The following is a 17,055-nucleotide window of genomic DNA, read 5'->3' on the forward strand; positions in this document are numbered from 1 at the left end:
CTCAGTAAGGAGTTACGGAACCCATGGACGCTGTGACCCAGGTCCCCACCCCCGTCAACGAGCCGGTGAACGGCTACGCCCCCGGCTCGCCCGAGCGGGCCCGGCTGGAGGTCAAGCTCAAGGAGCTGGCCGAGAACCCGGTCGACCTGCCGTGCACCATCGGCGGCGAGAAGCGGATGGGCGGCGGCGACGCCTTCCAGGTGGTGCAGCCGCACAACCACAAGGCCGTCCTCGGCACCTACCGCAACGCGACCAGGCAGGACGCGCAGGACGCCGTCGACGCGGCCCTCGCCGCCGCGCCCGCCTGGCGCGCGATGTCCTTCGACGACCGCGCCGCGATCATCCTGCGCGCCGCCGAGCTGCTGGCCGGCCCCTGGCGCGAGACCCTCGCCGCCTCCACCATGCTCGGCCAGTCCAAGACCGCCCAGCAGGCCGAGATCGACACCCCCTGCGAACTCGTCGACTTCTGGCGCTTCAACGTCCACTACGCCCGCCAGATCCTGGCCGAGCAGCCCCCGGCCAACTCTCCGGGCGTGTGGAACCGTCTGGACCACCGCCCGCTGGAGGGCTTCGTCTACGCGATCACGCCGTTCAACTTCACGGCCATCGCGGGCAACCTGCCCACCGCCCCGGCGCTCATGGGCAACGTCGTCGTGTGGAAGCCGTCCCCGACGCAGACCCACGCCGCCGTGCTGCTGATGCGGCTGCTGGAGGAGGCGGGCCTGCCCAAGGGCGTCATCAACCTCGTCACCGGCGACGGCATCGAGGTCTCCGAGGTCGCCCTCAACCACCGCGACCTCGCCGGCATCCACTTCACGGGCTCGACCAAGACGTTCCAGTACCTGTGGAAGACGGTCGGCGCCAACATCGAGAAGTACCGCTCCTACCCGCGACTGGTCGGCGAGACCGGCGGCAAGGACTTCGTCGTCGCCCACCCGAGCGCCGACCGCGCCGTCCTGAAGACCGCGCTGACCCGCGGCGCGTTCGAGTACCAGGGCCAGAAGTGCTCGGCGACCTCCCGCGCCTACATCCCGGCATCCATCTGGAACGACGGCTTCCGTGAGGAGTTCGCCGCCGAGGTCGACCACATCGCCATGGGCGACGTCACCGACCTCTCGCACTTCGTCGGCGCCGTCATCGACGAGCGCGCCTTCGCCAAGAACAAGGCCGCCATCGACCGCGCCCAGGACGACCCGTCCTGCCGGATCGTCGCCGGCGGCAGCTACGACGACTCGGTCGGCTGGTTCGTCCGCCCGACCGTCATCGAGTGCACCGACCCGGACAACGAGGTGTTCACCACCGAGTACTTCGGCCCGATCCTCGCCGTGCACGTGTACGACGACAGCTCGCCCGAGAAGTACGACGAGATGCTGACCCAGATGGAGTCGGCCTCCGACTACGCCCTGACCGGCTCGGTCATCTCCGGCGACCGCGCCGCCGCCGCGCACACGATGGAGAAGCTGCGCTACGCGGCCGGCAACTTCTACATCAACGACAAGTCCACCGGCGCCGTCGTCGGCCAGCAGCCCTTCGGCGGCGGCCGCGCCTCCGGCACCAACGACAAGGCCGGCGCCCCGCAGAACCTGACGCGCTGGACCCTGACCCGCGCCATCAAGGAGACGCTGGTCGCGCCGACCGACTACACCTACCCGCACATGGGCTGACGTCCCGTCGGACGGGCCGGCCCGGGGAAAGGCGTCCCCGGGCCGGCCCGTCGGCGTGTGCGGGGGCTGTTTCCGGGCGGTCCGCGGCTCGCCGTCTCAGATAGTAGGAAGTCCGAGTAATTGTGGAGACAGGCGCGCGCTCCTCGCTTAGCTTTGTAGGAGCCGAACGTCTCGCTCGATCCAGCGAATGGCGGTCGTGAGCCAGGCCCCGTGCAGGCAACCCCTGCGGCCGGCGCTCCCCGCCCATCCGGCGTCTCGTACCCCCTTCCGTGCTCCCTGTCCTGTGAGAAGGAGTCGATTCCCCATGGCCGAGACGACCGTCCGCCGCCGAGTCCGCCGCGTCTCCCGCACGAGCGAGTCCGACCGCAAGAACGCCACCGCCGCCCTCCAGCGCGCCCTCGACCGCCGCGACAACGGCGGCGAGACGGGCCACTGACGATCCCTTCGCCCGTCCGGCCCTCCTGAACCGGGAGCCGCCCGCCGGGAGCCGCACCCCGGGAGCCGCGCCCGTCGAGGTGCGGCGCGGAGCCCGAACGGGACCTGGTGCCTGCGGCACTAGACTCCGCGCCGCACCTCGAACCGGTCGATCCGCGCGCCGTCCGCGGCGCGCGCCGACACCGTCAGCCGCGGCGACGCACCCGCGACCGCCTCCACCACGAGGAACGAGAAGCCGCGGTAGCGCACCCGCGACCACTGCACCGTCTCCGCCGCCCGTTCCCCGGACCGGGTCCACCGGAAGCTGTCGATCTCCCGGTGGCGGGTGACGTGCCCCTCGTAGCTCTCCGCCACGCCCGCCTGGAACCCGTACAGCGCCCGGCCGCCGCCGCCCGCCGTCACGTACACGGTCCCGTCCCGCGCGGGATCGGCCGAGCCGCCGACCGGCACAGGCCGGCCCACGCCGCCGTCCCTCACGGCGTCCGTCCGTTCGTACACATGGTTGTGACCGTTGATCACCAGGTCCACCCGGTGCTCCTCGAACAGCGGCAGCCACGCGTCGCGCACCCCGCCGTCGGAGGCGTGCGTCGAGGTGGAGTGGACGCAGTGGTGGAAGAAGACGACGACGAAGTCCACCTCGTCCGCCGCCCGCAGCGCGCGCAGCGTCCGCCGCAACCAGGCCGTCTGCCGGCCTCCCGTCCGCCCCAGGTTCGCGGGGATCTCGTACGACACGTCGTTCGCGTCCAGCGCCACCACGCCCACGTTGCCGTAGACGAAGGAGTACGCGCCCGGCGTCGTGCGCGGGGCGAAGCCGCTGTCGGGGAGGGAGAAGCGGGCGAGGAGGCCGCCGTAGCCGTCGGGTGAGTACCAGGCCTCCATGTCGTGGTTGCCGGTGGTCGCCAGCCACGGCGTCGAGCGGGCCACCGGCTCGCTCTGCCGCCAGAACGCGTCCCACACCAAGGGGTCGTAGCCGTCCGACCTCGCACCCTGCCCGGCGCCGTCCGCGTAGCAGATGTCGCCGGCGTGCAGATGGAACGCGGGCCGCTCCCGGGCCAGCAGCCGGTTGACCGCGGCAGGGCCCCGGCCGACGCCCTGGTCGCCGAAGGCGGTGAAGACGAACCGCTCCGGTCGGGCCGGCGCCGTACGGAAGGAGGCGATCGAGGCGCGGTGCTCCGGGGCGGCCGGGTCGAAACCGTCGTGGCCGACGCCGTAGTAGTACGTCGTGCCCGGCAGCAGATCGTCCAGGGCCGCGTGCACGTAGTACTGCTCCACGGCCGGGCGCACCCCCTGAACTCCGGGCGTGTACAGCGGGCGCACCTCGGCCTCGGCCTTCGCGCCCAGCGCGTCGGGGCGGGCGCCGAGGCGTACGAACGGGCGGCGCACCGCCGCCGGCACCTGCCAGGAGACCCGCATCCGGGTGCGCGGATCGGCGCCGAAGGAGAGATGGCGGCCGAAGGGGACCACGGCGCCGCCCGCGACCTCCCCGGCCCCCGGCCGCGGCGCGGGCGCGGCCGGCGAGCATCCGGTGAGCAGCCCGCCCGCCACGGCCCCGGCGCCCGCCAGCGCCCGGCGGCGCGACGGCCTCGCCCGCCGGTGTGCGCTCCACAGGTACTCGTACTGCTCCGCCATGCTCATCCGCTCCGCGAGCCGGGGCGGAATGCCGACGTCCGGTGTCTCCATGGCCCCACCCTCCCCGTACGCCCCGACAGCCGTCCGGCGAACGAGGGAATCCGGGCCCGGGTCACGCACACCGACTGTCCGCATGCCGGACGATCCGTGTCATCCCATGGGACGAGGAGTAGGGTGCCCGCATGTCTCGCAGCATCGATCTCGCAGTGATCCCCGGTGACGGCATCGGCCAGGAAGTCGTGGCCGAAGGCCTCAAGGTCCTCTCCGCCGTCCTCCCGCAGGATGTGAAGCTGGAGACCCAGGAGTACGACTTCGGCGCCCAGCGCTACCACGCCACCGGTGAGACCCTCACCGACGCCGACCTCGACGCCCTCAAGCGGCACGACGTGATCCTGCTCGGCGCGATCGGCGACCCGAGCGTCCCCTCCGGCGTCCTGGAGCGCGGCTTCCTGCTCAAGCTCCGCTTCGCCTTCGACCACCACGTCAACCTGCGTCCGTCGAAGCTGCTCCCGGGCGTCGCCACGCCGCTCGCCGGAGAGCCGCAGATCGACTTCGTCGTCGTCCGCGAGGGCACCGAGGGCCCCTACACCGGCAACGGCGGCACGATCCGCAAGGGCACCGAGCACGAGGTCGCCACCGAGGTGTCCGTCAACACGGCCTTCGGAGTCGAGCGCGTGGTCCGCGACGCCTTCGCCCGCGCGCAGGCCCGTCCGCGCAAGAAGCTCGCACTGATCCACAAGAACAACGTGCTGACCTTCGCCGGCCATCTGTGGACGAACGTCTTCAACAAGGTCGCCGAGGAGTTCCCCGAGGTCACCACCGAGTACATGCACGTCGACGCGGCGACCATCTACCTGGTCACCCAGCCCGAGCGCTTCGACGTCATCGTCACCGACAACCTCTTCGGCGACATCATCACCGACCTCGCCGCGGCCGTCTCCGGCGGCATCGGCGTGGCCGCCTCCGGGAACATCAACCCGTCCGGCGAGTTCCCGTCCATGTTCGAGCCGGTCCACGGCTCCGCACCGGACATCGCAGGCCAGGGCAAGGCCGACCCCACCGCCACGGTCCTGTCCGTCGCGCTCCTCCTGCGCCACCTCGGCTACGACGCCGAGGCCGGCCGCATCGAGGACGCCGTCTCGGCCGACCTCGCCGAGCGCACCGGCAAGCCCGCCCGCTCCACCTCCGAGATCGGCGACGCGCTCGCCGTGCGCGTAGCCGGCTGACCCGGGCCGCACGCAGCTTGCACGCAGCCGCCGGGTCGCCTCCGCGCCCCGGCGGCTTCCGCATGTCCGCCGCCGGGTGACACCATCATCCCCGGGCCGCATTCACGCCGTTTTCTTCCGTGGCACCCCGCTTGAGACAATCGAACGCGGAGCCGCGGAATGAGGGAATGCTCGGACGTCCTAGCACTGGCCACCGGCCGTGCGGGGCGTGAGCGCGGCCCGTCACTACAACCGGTGAAGGACACCCACTCATGACGACGCCCACGATCGAGCTCAAGCCCTCCGCGCACCCGCTCGCCGCCGCCGAGCGCGAGGCGGTTCTGGCGAACCCCGGCTTCGGCCGCCACTTCACCGACCACATGGTGACGATCAAGTGGACCGAGGGCCGCGGCTGGCACGACGGCCAGCTCGTTCCGTACGCGCCGATCCCCCTCGACCCGGCCACCAACGTCCTGCACTACGCCCAGGAGATCTTCGAGGGCCTCAAGGCCTACCGCCGCCCCGACGGCTCGGTCGCCACCTTCCGCCCCGACCAGAACGCCAAGCGCTTCCAGCGCTCCGCCCGCCGCCTCGCCATGCCCGAGCTGCCGGTCGAGACCTTCGTCGCGGCGTGCGACGCACTGGTGGCCCAGGACAAGGACTGGGTGCCCGCGCACGGCGGCGAGGACTCCCTCTACCTGCGCCCCTTCATGATCGCCACCGAGGTCGGCCTGGGCGTCAAGCCCGCCAACGAGTACCTCTTCATCGTCATCGCCTCCCCGGCCGGCGCCTACTTCCCGGGCGGCGTCGAGCCCGTCTCCATCTGGGTCTCCGAGGACTACGTCCGGGCCGTCCCCGGCGGCATGGGCGACGCCAAGACGGGCGGCAACTACGCCGCCTCCCTGCTCGCCCAGGCCGAGGCGGCGGCCCACGGCTGCGCCCAGGTCTGCTACCTCGACGCGGTCGAGCGCACCTGGGTGGAGGAGCTCGGCGGCATGAACCTCTACTTCGTCTACGGCGACCGGATCGTCACGCCGTCCCTGACCGGCTCCATCCTCGAAGGCGTCACCCGCGACAGCCTGCTGTCCGTCGCCCGCGACCTCGGCTACCGGGCCGAGGAGGGCCGCGTCTCCGTCGAGCAGTGGCAGCGCGACTCCGAGAGCGGCGAGCTGACCGAGGTCTTCGCCTGCGGCACGGCCGCGGTCATCACCCCCGTCGGCACCGTCAAGCGCACCGGCGTCGAGTGGAAGCAGTCCGACGGACGCCCCGGCGAGGTCACCATGAAGCTGCGCTCCGCGCTGCTCGACATCCAGCGCGGAACGGCCGAGGACAAGCACGGCTGGATGCACGAACTGGGCTAGTCGCTCGCCGGACGGCGCTCCCGGGGACCTGATCCGGTGCCGCCGGGAGCGCGCTGTCCGGCAGCTGTCCGTCGGACGACCGCATCCTGAGACGCTCGGTGAGCGCGGGGGAGGCTTGTGCCAGACTTCCCCCGTGCTCTCGTTCGCCACGATTATTGGCAGCAGGCGCGCCGGTCCGCAGTGACCGCCACGTACGACCAGGTACGGGTGGCCATCGTCGTCCTCGACCCGCGCGCAGACCTCTCGCACCCGCGAGAGGTCTTTCGCTTTCCCGGCCCACCTTCAGCCGGGAGCGAGGTGCGAGGGACCCCCTGGGGGGACGGTGGAGCCGGTCATTCCGGTAAGACCGAAGATCCACAACAGGAGCCTTGAGACCATGACCGAGACGGCAACCAGCGAGCTCGACGACTCGTTCCACGTCTTCGACACCACCCTGCGCGACGGCGCCCAGCGCGAGGGCATCAACCTCACCGTCGCCGACAAGCTCGCGATCGCACGGCACCTGGACGACTTCGGCGTCGGCTTCATCGAGGGCGGCTGGCCCGGCGCCAACCCGCGTGACACCGAATTCTTCGCCCGTGCCCGGCAGGAGATCGACTTCCGCAGCGCCCGGCTCGTCGCCTTCGGCGCGACCCGCCGCGCCGGGGGCAAGGCGTCCGAGGACCCGCAGGTCAAGGCGCTCCTGGATTCGGGCGCCGAGGTCATCACCCTGGTCGCCAAGTCTCACGACCGCCATGTGGAACTCGCCCTGCGCACCACGCTCGAGGAGAACCTGGAGATGGTCCGCGACACCGTCTCCTTCCTCCGCGAGCAGGGCCGCCGGGTCTTCGTCGACTGCGAGCACTTCTTCGACGGCTACCGCGCCAACGCGACGTACGCCAAGGCGGTCGTGCGGACGGCCTCCGAGGCCGGCGCCGACGTCGTCATCCTGTGCGACACCAACGGCGGCATGCTCCCCGCGCAGATCCAGGCCGTCGTCTCCACCGTCCTCGCCGACACCGGCGCCCGCCTCGGCATCCACGCCCAGGACGACACCGGCTGCGCGGTGGCCAACACGCTCGCCGCGGTGGACGCGGGCGCGACCCATGTCCAGTGCACGGCGAACGGGTACGGCGAACGGGTCGGCAACGCCAACCTCTTCCCCGTCGTCGCCGCGCTGGAGCTGAAGTACGGCAAGAAGGTGCTGCCCGAGGGCCGGCTGCGCGAGACGACCCGCATCTCGCACGCCATCGCCGAGGTCGTCAACCTCACGCCCTCCACGCATCAGCCGTACGTGGGCGTCTCCGCGTTCGCCCACAAGGCCGGCCTGCACGCCTCCGCGATCAAGGTCGACCCGGATCTGTACCAGCACATCGACCCCGAACTGGTCGGCAACACCATGCGGATGCTGGTCTCCGACATGGCGGGCCGCGCCTCGATCGAGCTCAAGGGCAAGGAACTCGGCGTCGACCTCGGCGACGACCGGGAACTCGTCGGCCGAGTGGTCGAGCGGGTCAAGGAACGCGAACTCCAGGGCTACACCTACGAGGCGGCCGACGCCTCCTTCGAGCTCCTGCTGCGCGCCGAGATCGAGGGCCGGCCGCTGAAGTACTTCGCCGTCGAGTCCTGGCGCGCCATCGTCGAGGACCGCCCCGACGGCACCCACGCCAACGAGGCCACGGTCAAGCTGTGGGCCAAGGGCGAGCGCATCGTCGCCACCGCGGAGGGCAACGGCCCGGTCAACGCGCTCGACCGCTCGCTGCGGGTGGGCCTGGAGAAGATCTACCCCCAGCTCGCCCAGCTCGACCTCGTCGACTACAAGGTGCGCATCCTGGAAGGCGTCCACGGCACCCAGTCCACGACCCGCGTCCTGATCTCCACCTCGGACGGGACGGGGGAGTGGTCCACCGTGGGCGTCGCCGAGAACGTCATCGCCGCTTCCTGGCAGGCGCTGGAGGACGCGTACACGTACGGCCTGTTGCGGGCGGGGGTCGAGCCGGCGGAGCCCGCCACCGACGGGGACATCGTTCGTATGTCCTAATTGGATGCGGTTCGGGTAGCGTCGAAGTATGAAGGTCGCACGATCGACCCGAGGCTTCGCCGGACTGCTGATCGCGCTGGCGCTCGCCGCCCTGGCCCTCCTGGCGGCGGGCGCCCCGCGCACGTCCGCCGCCCCCACCGTCACCAGCGTGTCGACGATCGCCGAGGCGCTCCGCGCGAGCCCGGTGTACGTCGACCCGGAGGCCTCCGACCAGCTCTCCCCGGCCGACGCGCACGCGCTGCAGAAGAAGATCGAGGACGCCGGAAAGCCGGTGTTCGTCGCGGTCCTGCCGGCCGGCTACCCGACCGCGAACCTCTTCACCGACCTGCGCACCGCCACCGGCGTGACCGGCCTGTACGCCGTTCGTCTCGGCGATCGCTTCGACGCCCGCGCCGACTCCTCGGTGCTGCCGAACACCGCCGTGCGCAACCTCGTCATGAGCGTCCGTGACGTGACCGGCGCCCGCGACCAGCTGGACGACTTCACCGGTCGCGCGCTGGCCAACATGGGCGGCTCGGCCCCCGCGAGCTGGAGCCCCTCCTCCGGGGGCGGCGCGGTCTCCACCACCGCGCTGATCACCGCGGGCGCGGTCCTGCTGGCGGGCGGCGCGGGCGCGTACTCCCTCGTCCGGCGCAACCGCAAGCGTCACGCGCAGGAGCGGCGGGCCGCCCTCGACCGGCTGAGGGTCGTCGTCGACGAGGACATCACCGCCTTCGGCGAGGAGCTCGACCGTCTCGACTTCCAGCCGGGCGTCCCGGACGCCGACGACGCGATGCGCGCCGACTACGGCAGCGCCCTCGACGCCTACGACCGGGCCAAGGGGGCCATGGCGTCGGCGACCGCACCGGAGGACGTGCGGGCCGTCACCGAGGCTCTGGAGGACGGCCGGTTCTCCCTGGCCGTCCTCGCCGCCCGCCGCTCCGGCCGGCCGCTGCCCGAGCGCCGCCCGCCCTGCTTCTTCGACCCGCGGCACGGCCCCTCGGTCGCCGACGCGACCTGGACGCCGCCGGGTGGGGCCCCGCGCGAGGTCCCGGTCTGCGCGGCGGACGGCACCCGGCTGGCCGACGGCCGCGACCCGGTGATCCGCGAGGTCGACACCGACTGGGGCCGCCGCCCCTACTGGGAGGCAGGCCCGGCCTACGGTCCCTGGGCGGGCGGCTACTTCGGCGGCGGCATCCTGCCCGGCCTGCTGGTCGGCACCCTGCTCGGCAGCATGATGGCCACCCCCTCCTACGCGGCCGACTACGGCGCCGGGTACGGCGACTTCGGCGGCGGCTACGAAGGCGGCGACGTCTCCGGCGCGGACTTCGACCCCGGCGACTTCGGCGGCTTCGGCGGCGGAGACTTCGGCGGCGGCGGAGACTTCGGGGGCGGCGGGGACTTCGGCGGAGGCTTCTGAGACCGGTGGCCGCTCCCCGTCCGCCCCGCCGCACAGGGGAGCCGATCCGGCCGCGTACACTCCCCGGCCATGCCCCCCGGCCCGGCGCGGTCACTCCGACGGGTCAGCCGACGCGCCGGTGGGTGTGAAGGGAGTCTCACGGTCCGGCTTTGTGCGACCTCTACAACCGCCCGGCCCTCTGAGCAGTCCGAACGCCTGCAAGCCGCCCCGGTTCTGTTCAGGGGCACCAGGAAAACGGGTCGGAGACTGTACGGAGTCGACGTCTCCCTTTCCTTGGTGCTCTTCGTAAGGTCGCTACATGACCGTTTTGGAAGAGACGACGGGTGAGCCGACCGCCGAGCCCACGGACGCGCGCGGGCGCGTGGCCGAGCTGCACGAGATCCGTGCGCAGGCCCTGGCCGGGCCGGGCGAGAAGGCGACGGCGGCGCAGCACGCCAAGGGCAAGCTGACCGCCCGGGAGCGCATCGAACTGCTCCTGGACCCGGGCTCCTTCCAGGAGGTCGAGCAGCTGCGCCGGCACCGGGCGACCGGGTTCGGCCTGGAGGCGAAGAAGCCGTACACCGACGGCGTCATCACCGGCTGGGGCACGGTCGAGGGCCGCACGGTCTTCGTCTACGCCCATGACTTCCGCATCTTCGGCGGCGCGCTGGGCGAGGCGCACGCCACGAAGATCCACAAGATCATGGACATGGCCATCGCGGCCGGCGCGCCCCTGGTCTCCCTCAACGACGGCGCCGGCGCCCGTATCCAGGAGGGCGTCTCCGCGCTCGCCGGCTACGGCGGCATCTTCCAGCGCAACACCAAGGCCTCCGGCGTCATCCCGCAGATCAGCGTGATGCTCGGCCCGTGCGCGGGCGGCGCGGCCTACAGCCCCGCCCTCACGGACTTCGTGTTCATGGTCCGCGACACCTCGCAGATGTTCATCACCGGCCCGGACGTCGTCAAGGCGGTCACCGGCGAGGAGATCACGCAGAACGGCCTCGGCGGCGCCGACGTCCACGCGGAGACCTCCGGCGTCTGCCACTTCGCGTACGACGACGAGGAGACCTGCATCGCGGAGGTCCGCTACCTCCTCTCGCTCCTCCCGCAGAACAACCGCGAGAACCCGCCCCGCGTCGAGTGCCCCGACCCCGCCGAGCGGCGCGGCGAGGCCCTGCTCGACCTGGTCCCGGCGGACGGCAACCGCCCGTACGACATGGCCAAGGTCATCGAGGAGCTCGTCGACGACGGCGAGTACCTGGAGGTCCACGAGCGCTGGGCGCGCAACATCATCTGCGCGCTGGCCCGATTCGACGGCCAGGTCGTCGGCATCGTCGCCAACCAGCCGCAGACCCTCGCCGGTGTCCTCGACATCGAGGCCAGCGAGAAGGCGGCCCGTTTCGTACAGATGTGCGACGCCTTCAACATTCCGATCATCACTCTTCTGGACGTACCCGGCTTCCTGCCCGGCGTCGACCAGGAGCACGGTGGAATCATCCGCCACGGCGCGAAGCTGCTCTACGCCTACTGCAACGCGACCGTGCCCCGGATCTCCCTGATCCTGCGCAAGGCGTACGGAGGCGCCTACATCGTGATGGACAGCCAGTCCATCGGCGCCGACCTCACCTTCGCCTGGCCCACCAACGAGATCGCGGTCATGGGAGCCGAGGGCGCCGCCAACGTCATCTTCCGCCGTCAGATCGCCGACGCCGAGGACCCCGAGGCCATGCGGGCCCGCATGGTCAAGGAGTACAAGTCCGAGCTGATGCACCCGTACTACGCGGCCGAGCGCGGCCTCGTCGACGACGTCGTCGACCCCGCCGAGACCCGCGAGGTGCTCATCCGGTCGCTGGCGATGCTCCAGTCCAAGCACGCCGACCTGCCCTCGCGCAAGCACGGCAACCCCCCGCAGTAACCCAGCGGACGCTCCGCGACACCACAGCGGAAACCTCTTCCACGGAGACTCACTTTCATGAACCCGCCTGACATCCGCGTCGAGAAGGGCCACGCCGAGCCCGAGGAAGTCGCCGCCATCACGGCGATCCTCCTGGCCCGCGCCGCCGCCCGGACCTCCGAGCCCACCCCGACCCACCGCGGCCGCCCCCGGGCCGGCTGGCGCCGCCTGGAACGCGAGAACGGCTTCCGCGCCCCCCACAGCTGGCGGTAGCCTGCGGCGCTTCAGCCGCCTGTACGCCGAGAAGGGCCCCTCCGTCGAGGAGGGGCCCTTCTTCGTGCGGGCGGGGCGGCCGGATCGGCGCCGCCGGTACCCGCCGCCGTGGCTGCGCGCCGCGGCGGCGGGAGGAGTCGTCCTACCGGAGGCGAGCCATCAACGCGTGCTCCACGAGAGTGATCAGCGCGGACTTGGCGTCGGCGCGGTGCCGCGCGTCCGTCGTGATGATCGGCGTGTCCGGACCGATCTGCAGCGCCTCGCGCACCTCGTCCGGGTTGTACGGCTGATTGCCGTCGAAGCCGTTGAGGGCGATCACGAACGGCAGACCCGAGTTCTCGAAGTAGTCGACCGCGGGGAAGCAGTCGGCGAGACGGCGGGTGTCCACGAGCACGATCGCGCCGATGGCGCCGCGTACCAGGTCGTCCCACATGAACCAGAAGCGGTCCTGGCCGGGCGTACCGAAGAGGTACAGGATCAGGTCCTGGTCCAGGGTGATACGGCCGAAGTCCATCGCCACCGTCGTGGTGGTCTTGTCTCCGGTGTGGGTGAGGTCGTCGATGCCTGCCGAAGCAGACGTCATGACGGCCTCGGTACGCAGCGGGTTGATCTCCGAGACGGCCCCGACGAACGTGGTCTTGCCCACGCCGAAGCCACCCGCCACCACGATCTTCGCTGAGGTGGTGGAGCGGGAAGGACCGCCGCTAGAGCTTGCGAAGTCCACTGAGCACCCTTTCGAGCAGTGTCACGTCTGGCTGGCCGCCGGCGCTCTCGTCGCCGCCGGGCTGATGGATGGCGACCAGTCCCGCCTCCGCCAAGTCGGCGACGAGGATCCTGGCCACGCCGAGAGGGATGGTCAGGAGGGCCGAGATCTCGGCCACCGACTTGATCTCACGGCACAGATTGCAGATCCGCTGATGCTCGGGCAGCTGGCCCTGCATCTGGTGCGGCTGCGCAGTGGTGTGCACCAGCGCCTCGATGGCGAGCTGGTAGCGCGGGCGCGTCCGGCCGCCGGTCATGGCGTACGGGCGCACCAGGGGATTGTTCGACGCCCCGGCGGGCGCCGGCTCGGGACGGCGCTGCGGCTGCACGGGCTGGATGCGAGGCGAGTGCGGCTGGTCGTACGGGGACGGCCCGGGACCCTGCGGACCCTGGGGCGTGTACGGCCGCTGCTGGCTCGGGGCGGAGGGGAAGTTGTAACGGTTCGGGTTCTGGGAACCGTCGCCTTGACCCTGGGCAGGGCCGTAAGACCAGTTGCCCGAATGTGAACCGCCTGGGGGTGTTGCCACTTTCTCTCCTCCTCCGACTGTGCCTGGCACCCGTTCATGTGGAAGCCGCGTCCCAAGACCCTACGGCCTCGGGACGCCAAAACGCACCGTCCGTCTGTTAGTTGAGAAGGCTCCCTTGGAGCTCCGCACGAAGGTCGGGCGTCAGGACCGAACCGGCACGGTCCACCAGGAGGGCCATCTCGTACCCGATGAGGCCGATGTCCGCCTCCGGGTGCGCGAGAACCGCGAGCGAGGAACCGTCGGATACGGACATGATGAAGAGGAATCCCCGCTCCATCTCCACAACCGTCTGGTTCACAGCGCCGCCCTCGAAGATCCGCGAGGCGCCTGCCGTCAGGGACGTCAGACCGGATGCGACGGCCGCGAGCTGGTCGGCGCGGTCGCGGGGGAAGCCTTCGGACATCGCCAGAAGGAGTCCGTCGGCGGAGACCACCACCGTGTGGGACACCCCCGGGGTGTTGTCCACGAAGTTGGTGATCAACCAGTTCAGGTTCTGTGCCGCCTGGCTCATCGGGCTCACACTAACGCTCCTGGTTGTAGGTGCTGTCAGGACCGAAGCCCTGGCCGTTCGTTTCACTGCCTGCGTTGCGTCCGCGCTGGACGCCGCGACGCAGGTTGCTGAGCCTGCCTCGGACGTCCTCCGGGGCGCGGGAGACCTGGGGGCCTCCCTGAGGGGTGCTCTCGGCGGTGCCCTCGACCAGATTGGCCTTGGGTACCCGTCGCGGCAGACCGGAGGAGGTGACCCCGCCCGCCTTGGGCTTCCGGAGCGAGGCGGCCTGCTGCCAGCGCGCGTCGTTCGCCGAACGCCAGCTGTCGTCGCCGCCCCCGCCGTTGCCCTCCGAAGTGGTGGCCGGCGCTTCCTGGTTCACGGGGCGTGAGCCGTTCGAACCGCTCGCCGCCGCGGTGGGTCCGCGGCGGGGCAGCCCGGCGTCGGTCATCGTGTGAGCGGAGGAGGCGGCCGGACCCGGACGGTCGAAGCCTACGCGGTCCTGCTCACCTGCGTCAGCGACCTGCGCGGATTCCGCTTCCGGAGCGTACTGGTCCGGGTAGCCGTTGCGGTAACCGCTCTGCTGCGGCCAGTCGTCCTGGTAGGACGGCTCTTCGTAGGACCCGTAGCCGTCTGCGGCATCCGCACGGCCCGCGGAACGCTCGTCCTGGGCCGGCTCCGCGTACGCGGGGTCCGGGTAGCCGCTGTTCTGCGCGTAGCCGCCGTTGTGCGGCGCACCGCCGCCGGCGGAGAAGCCGTCGCCCGCCGAGAAGGTGTCGCCCTGGGGCGCCTGACCGTTCGACGTGAGGTACGGGTCCTCGTACGCCGGGAGCTGCTGCTCGCCGTACGGCGTCTGCTGGTCGTAGGCCGAGGGCTGCTCAGCGTACCCCGTGGCTCCGTTGGCGCCGGCGTCGTAGCCGCCCTGCGCACCGGCGAAGCCGTTCTGGGGGGCGTCGTAGGACTGCTGCTGCGGCCGGCCGAAGTTCTCGCCGTAGGCGGGCGACTCGGGGGCACGCTGCGACTGCGACTGCGGCTGCTGCTGCTCTTCGTGCGGCTGGGACTCCAGGGCCGCCCGGCGCTCCTCGCGCATCAGCGAACGACCCACGGGGTCCAGATCGCGCAGGTCGTCGGGGACCTCGGGGTAGGCGTTGTCGTCGAAGCCGAGTTCGGCGGCGGTGCGCATCGGCAGGCCGTTGTTGAAGTCCTCGGCGCCGAAGTTCTGCTCCGGGATGATCTGCGAGACGGTGAACTCGTCGCGCTCGGCGGGCTGCTCGCCGCCGCCGCCGTGAGTGATCGCGTCCGGCAGCATGACCAGCGAGGTGGTGCCGGCCTGCTCGCCCGAGGGACGCAGCTGGACCCGGATGCCGTGCCGGTCGGACAGCCGGCCGACCACGAACAGGCCCATGCGCTGGGATATCGCGGCGTCGACGGTCGGCGGGTTGGCCAGCTTGTGGTTGATGTCCGCGAAGTCCTCGGCGGTCAGGCCGATGCCCTTGTCGTGGATCTCGATCATCACACGGCCGTCGGGCAGACGGGTCGCGGTGACGCGGACCTTGGTCTGCGGGGAGGAGAACGTCGTCGCGTTCTCCAGCAGCTCGGCGAGCAGGTGCACGAGGTCGGTCACGGCACGGCCGTGGATCTCGGCCTCCGGGACGCCGGACAGCTCGATGCGCTCGTACTGCTCCACCTCGGAGGAGGCGGCGCGCAGCACGTCGACCAGCGGGACCGGCTGGTCCCAGCGGCGGCCGGGCTCCTCGCCGGCGAGGACGAGGAGGTTCTCGCCGTTGCGCCGCATACGGGTCGCCAGGTGGTCCAGACGGAAGAGGTTCTCCAGCTGGTCCGGGTCGGCCTCGTTGTTCTCCAGGTCGGTGATCAGGGTCAGCTGGCCCTCGATCAGGGACTGGTTGCGGCGCGACAGGTTGGTGAAGATCGCGTTGATGTTGCCCCGCAGCAGGGCCTGTTCGGCGGCGAGCCGGACGGCCTCACGGTGGACCTGGTCGAAGGCGCGGGCGACTTCGCCGATCTCGTCGGTGGTGGTGATCGGGATCGGGGCGACCCTGGTGTCGACGCGCCCGGGGTCGGTGCGGGAGAGCTGGTCGACCAGCATCGGCAGCCGCTGCTCGGCGACCCCGAAGGCGGCGTTGCGCAGCTGGCGCATCGACTGGCTCATCTGCCGCGCCATGAGACTGGCGATGATGAAGGCGGCGAGCAGGGCGACGATGACGATGCTGCCGTTGATGATGGCGTCACGGCGGGCGTCGGAGGCGATGTTCCCGGCGTCGCTCACCGCGCGGTCGATGAGTTCCTTCTCGACCTGGCTGTAGGCCTGGAACTTCAGCGTGGCGGCCCCCATCCACGCCTGGGCGGTGATGCCCTTGTCGGCGAGGTCGGAGGGCTTCTGGCCACTGCCGATGGCCCCGATCATGTCCTTCATGGGAGGCGCGGGGACGTAGTTCTGCCCCGCGGCCTCCGCCTTGGCCTTGGCGTCGGCCGCCAACTGCTGGCCCTCGGCCTGCTTCTGCTGCAGAACCTGCTGCAGCCGGTTGGCATCGGCCGTGGTGCCGCCGGACACGTACTCCTGGAGCGCGATCTGCTCCAGGTACGCGTACGACGTGAACGCGGTGACCTGCCGGGTGAAGGTCTTCTCCTCGGGGCTCGGCCGCACCAGCAGGTGCATGCCGATCGAGCGCTGGAGCGACTCGGCGCCCTTGGCCAGGGCGATGGCGTAGACCGTGCGGCCGTAAGCGGTGATGTTGCCGGTGCCCAGACCGAGTTCGTTGGAGAACTCCATCAGCAGGTGCTCGACGGCGACGTAGCCCTCTTCGGTCTGCACCGGGTCGGTCTTCGCTGTGTAGGCGGCCGCGCGCACCTTGGCGAGCTGCGGCTCGGCTTCCTCGACCAGCTTCAGCCGGCGCTGCAGGCCCGGCTTGTCCGGCATGTCGACGACTTCGGCGTGGAAGGCCCTGGCCTTCTCGTCGGTGACGGCGCGGGCGTTCTTGACGACCTCGCTGTCCTTCTTGTTCTGCAGGAGCGGCTCGGCCGACACGTCCCGCTCGTTGAGGAGGGCCTCGGCGTACTCACCCGAGGCGGCCACGATCTTGGCGGTCTTCTCCGCGTCGAGCGCCTCCTGCCAGGTGTCGATCGACGTCTTCACCTGGAAGCCGCCCATGACAAGCCCGACCAGCACGGGTATGAGCAGGATGGCGTTCAGCCGGGTCGGCACGCGCCAGTTGCGCGGGGAGAGACGACCACCGCTCTTGGCGGGTGCGGCCGTCGGCTCCGAGCCGGGCACAGGGGCGGTCGCCGCTCCGCGCGGCGGCGGGGTGAAGTTGCCCCGCGCCGCCGGCTCGGGACTTTTCTTGCTTCGCCTCACTCGACCAACAACCTCTCGGCGGTCGGCACCTTCGTCGTGCCGCAGTG

The 17,055-nt window shown here is 71.2% G+C and carries 13 protein-coding genes; 8 read left to right on the forward strand and 5 right to left on the reverse strand.

Annotation, left to right across the window (positions count from 1 at the left end):
- Positions 1 to 23: 23 nt before the first annotated feature.
- Positions 24 to 1,664: an L-glutamate gamma-semialdehyde dehydrogenase gene (gene pruA, locus ACIRS4_RS16460; protein ID WP_404195739.1), complete on the forward strand. Its 1,641-nt coding sequence runs from the start codon at positions 24 to 26 to the stop codon at positions 1,662 to 1,664.
- A 304-nt stretch (positions 1,665 to 1,968) separates the two neighbouring features.
- Complete coding sequence (locus tag ACIRS4_RS16465) at positions 1,969 to 2,100, forward strand: hypothetical protein (RefSeq protein ID WP_404195742.1); 132 nt, start codon at positions 1,969 to 1,971, stop codon at positions 2,098 to 2,100.
- A gap of 119 nt (positions 2,101 to 2,219) precedes the next feature.
- Here the strand turns inward: ACIRS4_RS16465 and ACIRS4_RS16470 are convergent, their stop codons facing one another.
- A complete protein-coding gene (locus tag ACIRS4_RS16470; RefSeq protein WP_404195745.1) occupies positions 2,220 to 3,779 on the reverse strand; it encodes a purple acid phosphatase family protein in 1,560 nt (519 codons plus the stop codon).
- A 131-nt stretch (positions 3,780 to 3,910) separates the two neighbouring features.
- On the opposite strand from ACIRS4_RS16470, the gene ACIRS4_RS16475 reads away from it, so the two are divergent.
- The 6 genes from ACIRS4_RS16475 (at position 3,911) to ACIRS4_RS16500 (ending at position 11,859) form a co-directional block, all read left to right on the forward strand.
- Positions 3,911 to 4,954, forward strand: coding sequence for a 3-isopropylmalate dehydrogenase (locus ACIRS4_RS16475; RefSeq protein ID WP_404195748.1), 1,044 nt, complete (start codon positions 3,911 to 3,913; stop codon positions 4,952 to 4,954).
- A 251-nt stretch (positions 4,955 to 5,205) separates the two neighbouring features.
- A complete protein-coding gene (locus tag ACIRS4_RS16480; protein WP_404195750.1) occupies positions 5,206 to 6,294 on the forward strand; it encodes a branched-chain amino acid aminotransferase in 1,089 nt (362 codons plus the stop codon).
- A 376-nt stretch (positions 6,295 to 6,670) separates the two neighbouring features.
- Positions 6,671 to 8,314, forward strand: a complete 1,644-nt coding sequence (gene cimA, locus ACIRS4_RS16485; RefSeq protein ID WP_404195752.1) for a citramalate synthase — start codon at positions 6,671 to 6,673, stop codon at positions 8,312 to 8,314.
- A 28-nt stretch (positions 8,315 to 8,342) separates the two neighbouring features.
- The gene (locus ACIRS4_RS16490) at positions 8,343 to 9,713 is read left to right on the forward strand and encodes a hypothetical protein (protein WP_404195755.1); all 1,371 of its coding nucleotides are present in this window, start codon (positions 8,343 to 8,345) and stop codon (positions 9,711 to 9,713) included.
- Between the two features lie 298 nt (positions 9,714 to 10,011).
- Positions 10,012 to 11,607: an acyl-CoA carboxylase subunit beta gene (locus tag ACIRS4_RS16495; protein WP_404195758.1), complete on the forward strand. Its 1,596-nt coding sequence runs from the start codon at positions 10,012 to 10,014 to the stop codon at positions 11,605 to 11,607.
- 57 nt (positions 11,608 to 11,664) lie between these two features.
- On the forward strand, positions 11,665 to 11,859 hold the full coding sequence (locus ACIRS4_RS16500) for an acyl-CoA carboxylase subunit epsilon (protein ID WP_130443216.1): 195 nt from the start codon (positions 11,665 to 11,667) through the stop codon (positions 11,857 to 11,859).
- Between the two features lie 142 nt (positions 11,860 to 12,001).
- Here ACIRS4_RS16500 and ACIRS4_RS16505 read toward each other — a convergent pair whose 3' ends face one another.
- From ACIRS4_RS16505 to ACIRS4_RS16520, 4 genes are all read right to left on the reverse strand, one after another.
- On the reverse strand, positions 12,002 to 12,583 hold the full coding sequence (locus ACIRS4_RS16505; protein ID WP_026248371.1) for an ATP/GTP-binding protein: 582 nt from the start codon (positions 12,581 to 12,583) through the stop codon (positions 12,002 to 12,004).
- Entirely contained in the window at positions 12,564 to 13,148 is a 585-nt protein-coding gene (locus ACIRS4_RS16510) for a DUF742 domain-containing protein (RefSeq protein WP_358797523.1), read from the reverse strand. Before ACIRS4_RS16510 ends, ACIRS4_RS16505 begins: the two co-directional genes overlap by 20 nt.
- A 97-nt stretch (positions 13,149 to 13,245) precedes the next feature.
- The gene (locus tag ACIRS4_RS16515) at positions 13,246 to 13,659 is read right to left on the reverse strand and encodes a roadblock/LC7 domain-containing protein (protein WP_007384910.1); all 414 of its coding nucleotides are present in this window, start codon (positions 13,657 to 13,659) and stop codon (positions 13,246 to 13,248) included.
- Positions 13,660 to 13,669: 10 nt separating this feature from the next.
- Positions 13,670 to 17,008, reverse strand: coding sequence for a nitrate- and nitrite sensing domain-containing protein (locus tag ACIRS4_RS16520; RefSeq protein WP_404195763.1), 3,339 nt, complete (start codon positions 17,006 to 17,008; stop codon positions 13,670 to 13,672).
- Positions 17,009 to 17,055 lie beyond the last annotated feature (47 nt).

Source organism: Streptomyces sp. NPDC101166 (assembly GCF_044768125.1).
Classification (GTDB): Bacteria; Actinomycetota; Actinomycetes; order Streptomycetales; family Streptomycetaceae; genus Streptomyces.

Bases quoted from the DNA above. Each gene is read 5' to 3' on its own strand.
- ACIRS4_RS16515 (WP_007384910.1), bottom strand. From the start codon at position 13,659: ATGAGCCAGGCGGCACAGAACCTGAACTGGTTGATCACCAACTTCGTG.
- ACIRS4_RS16465 (WP_404195742.1), top strand. From the start codon at position 1,969: ATGGCCGAGACGACCGTCCGCCGCCGAGTCCGCCGCGTCTCCCGCACG.
- ACIRS4_RS16475 (WP_404195748.1), top strand. From the start codon at position 3,911: ATGTCTCGCAGCATCGATCTCGCAGTGATCCCCGGTGACGGCATCGGC.
- ACIRS4_RS16470 (WP_404195745.1), bottom strand. From the start codon at position 3,779: ATGGAGACACCGGACGTCGGCATTCCGCCCCGGCTCGCGGAGCGGATG.
- cimA (WP_404195752.1), top strand. From the start codon at position 6,671: ATGACCGAGACGGCAACCAGCGAGCTCGACGACTCGTTCCACGTCTTC.
- ACIRS4_RS16490 (WP_404195755.1), top strand. From the start codon at position 8,343: ATGAAGGTCGCACGATCGACCCGAGGCTTCGCCGGACTGCTGATCGCG.
- ACIRS4_RS16500 (WP_130443216.1), top strand. From the start codon at position 11,665: ATGAACCCGCCTGACATCCGCGTCGAGAAGGGCCACGCCGAGCCCGAG.
- pruA (WP_404195739.1), top strand. From the start codon at position 24: ATGGACGCTGTGACCCAGGTCCCCACCCCCGTCAACGAGCCGGTGAAC.
- ACIRS4_RS16495 (WP_404195758.1), top strand. From the start codon at position 10,012: ATGACCGTTTTGGAAGAGACGACGGGTGAGCCGACCGCCGAGCCCACG.
- ACIRS4_RS16480 (WP_404195750.1), top strand. From the start codon at position 5,206: ATGACGACGCCCACGATCGAGCTCAAGCCCTCCGCGCACCCGCTCGCC.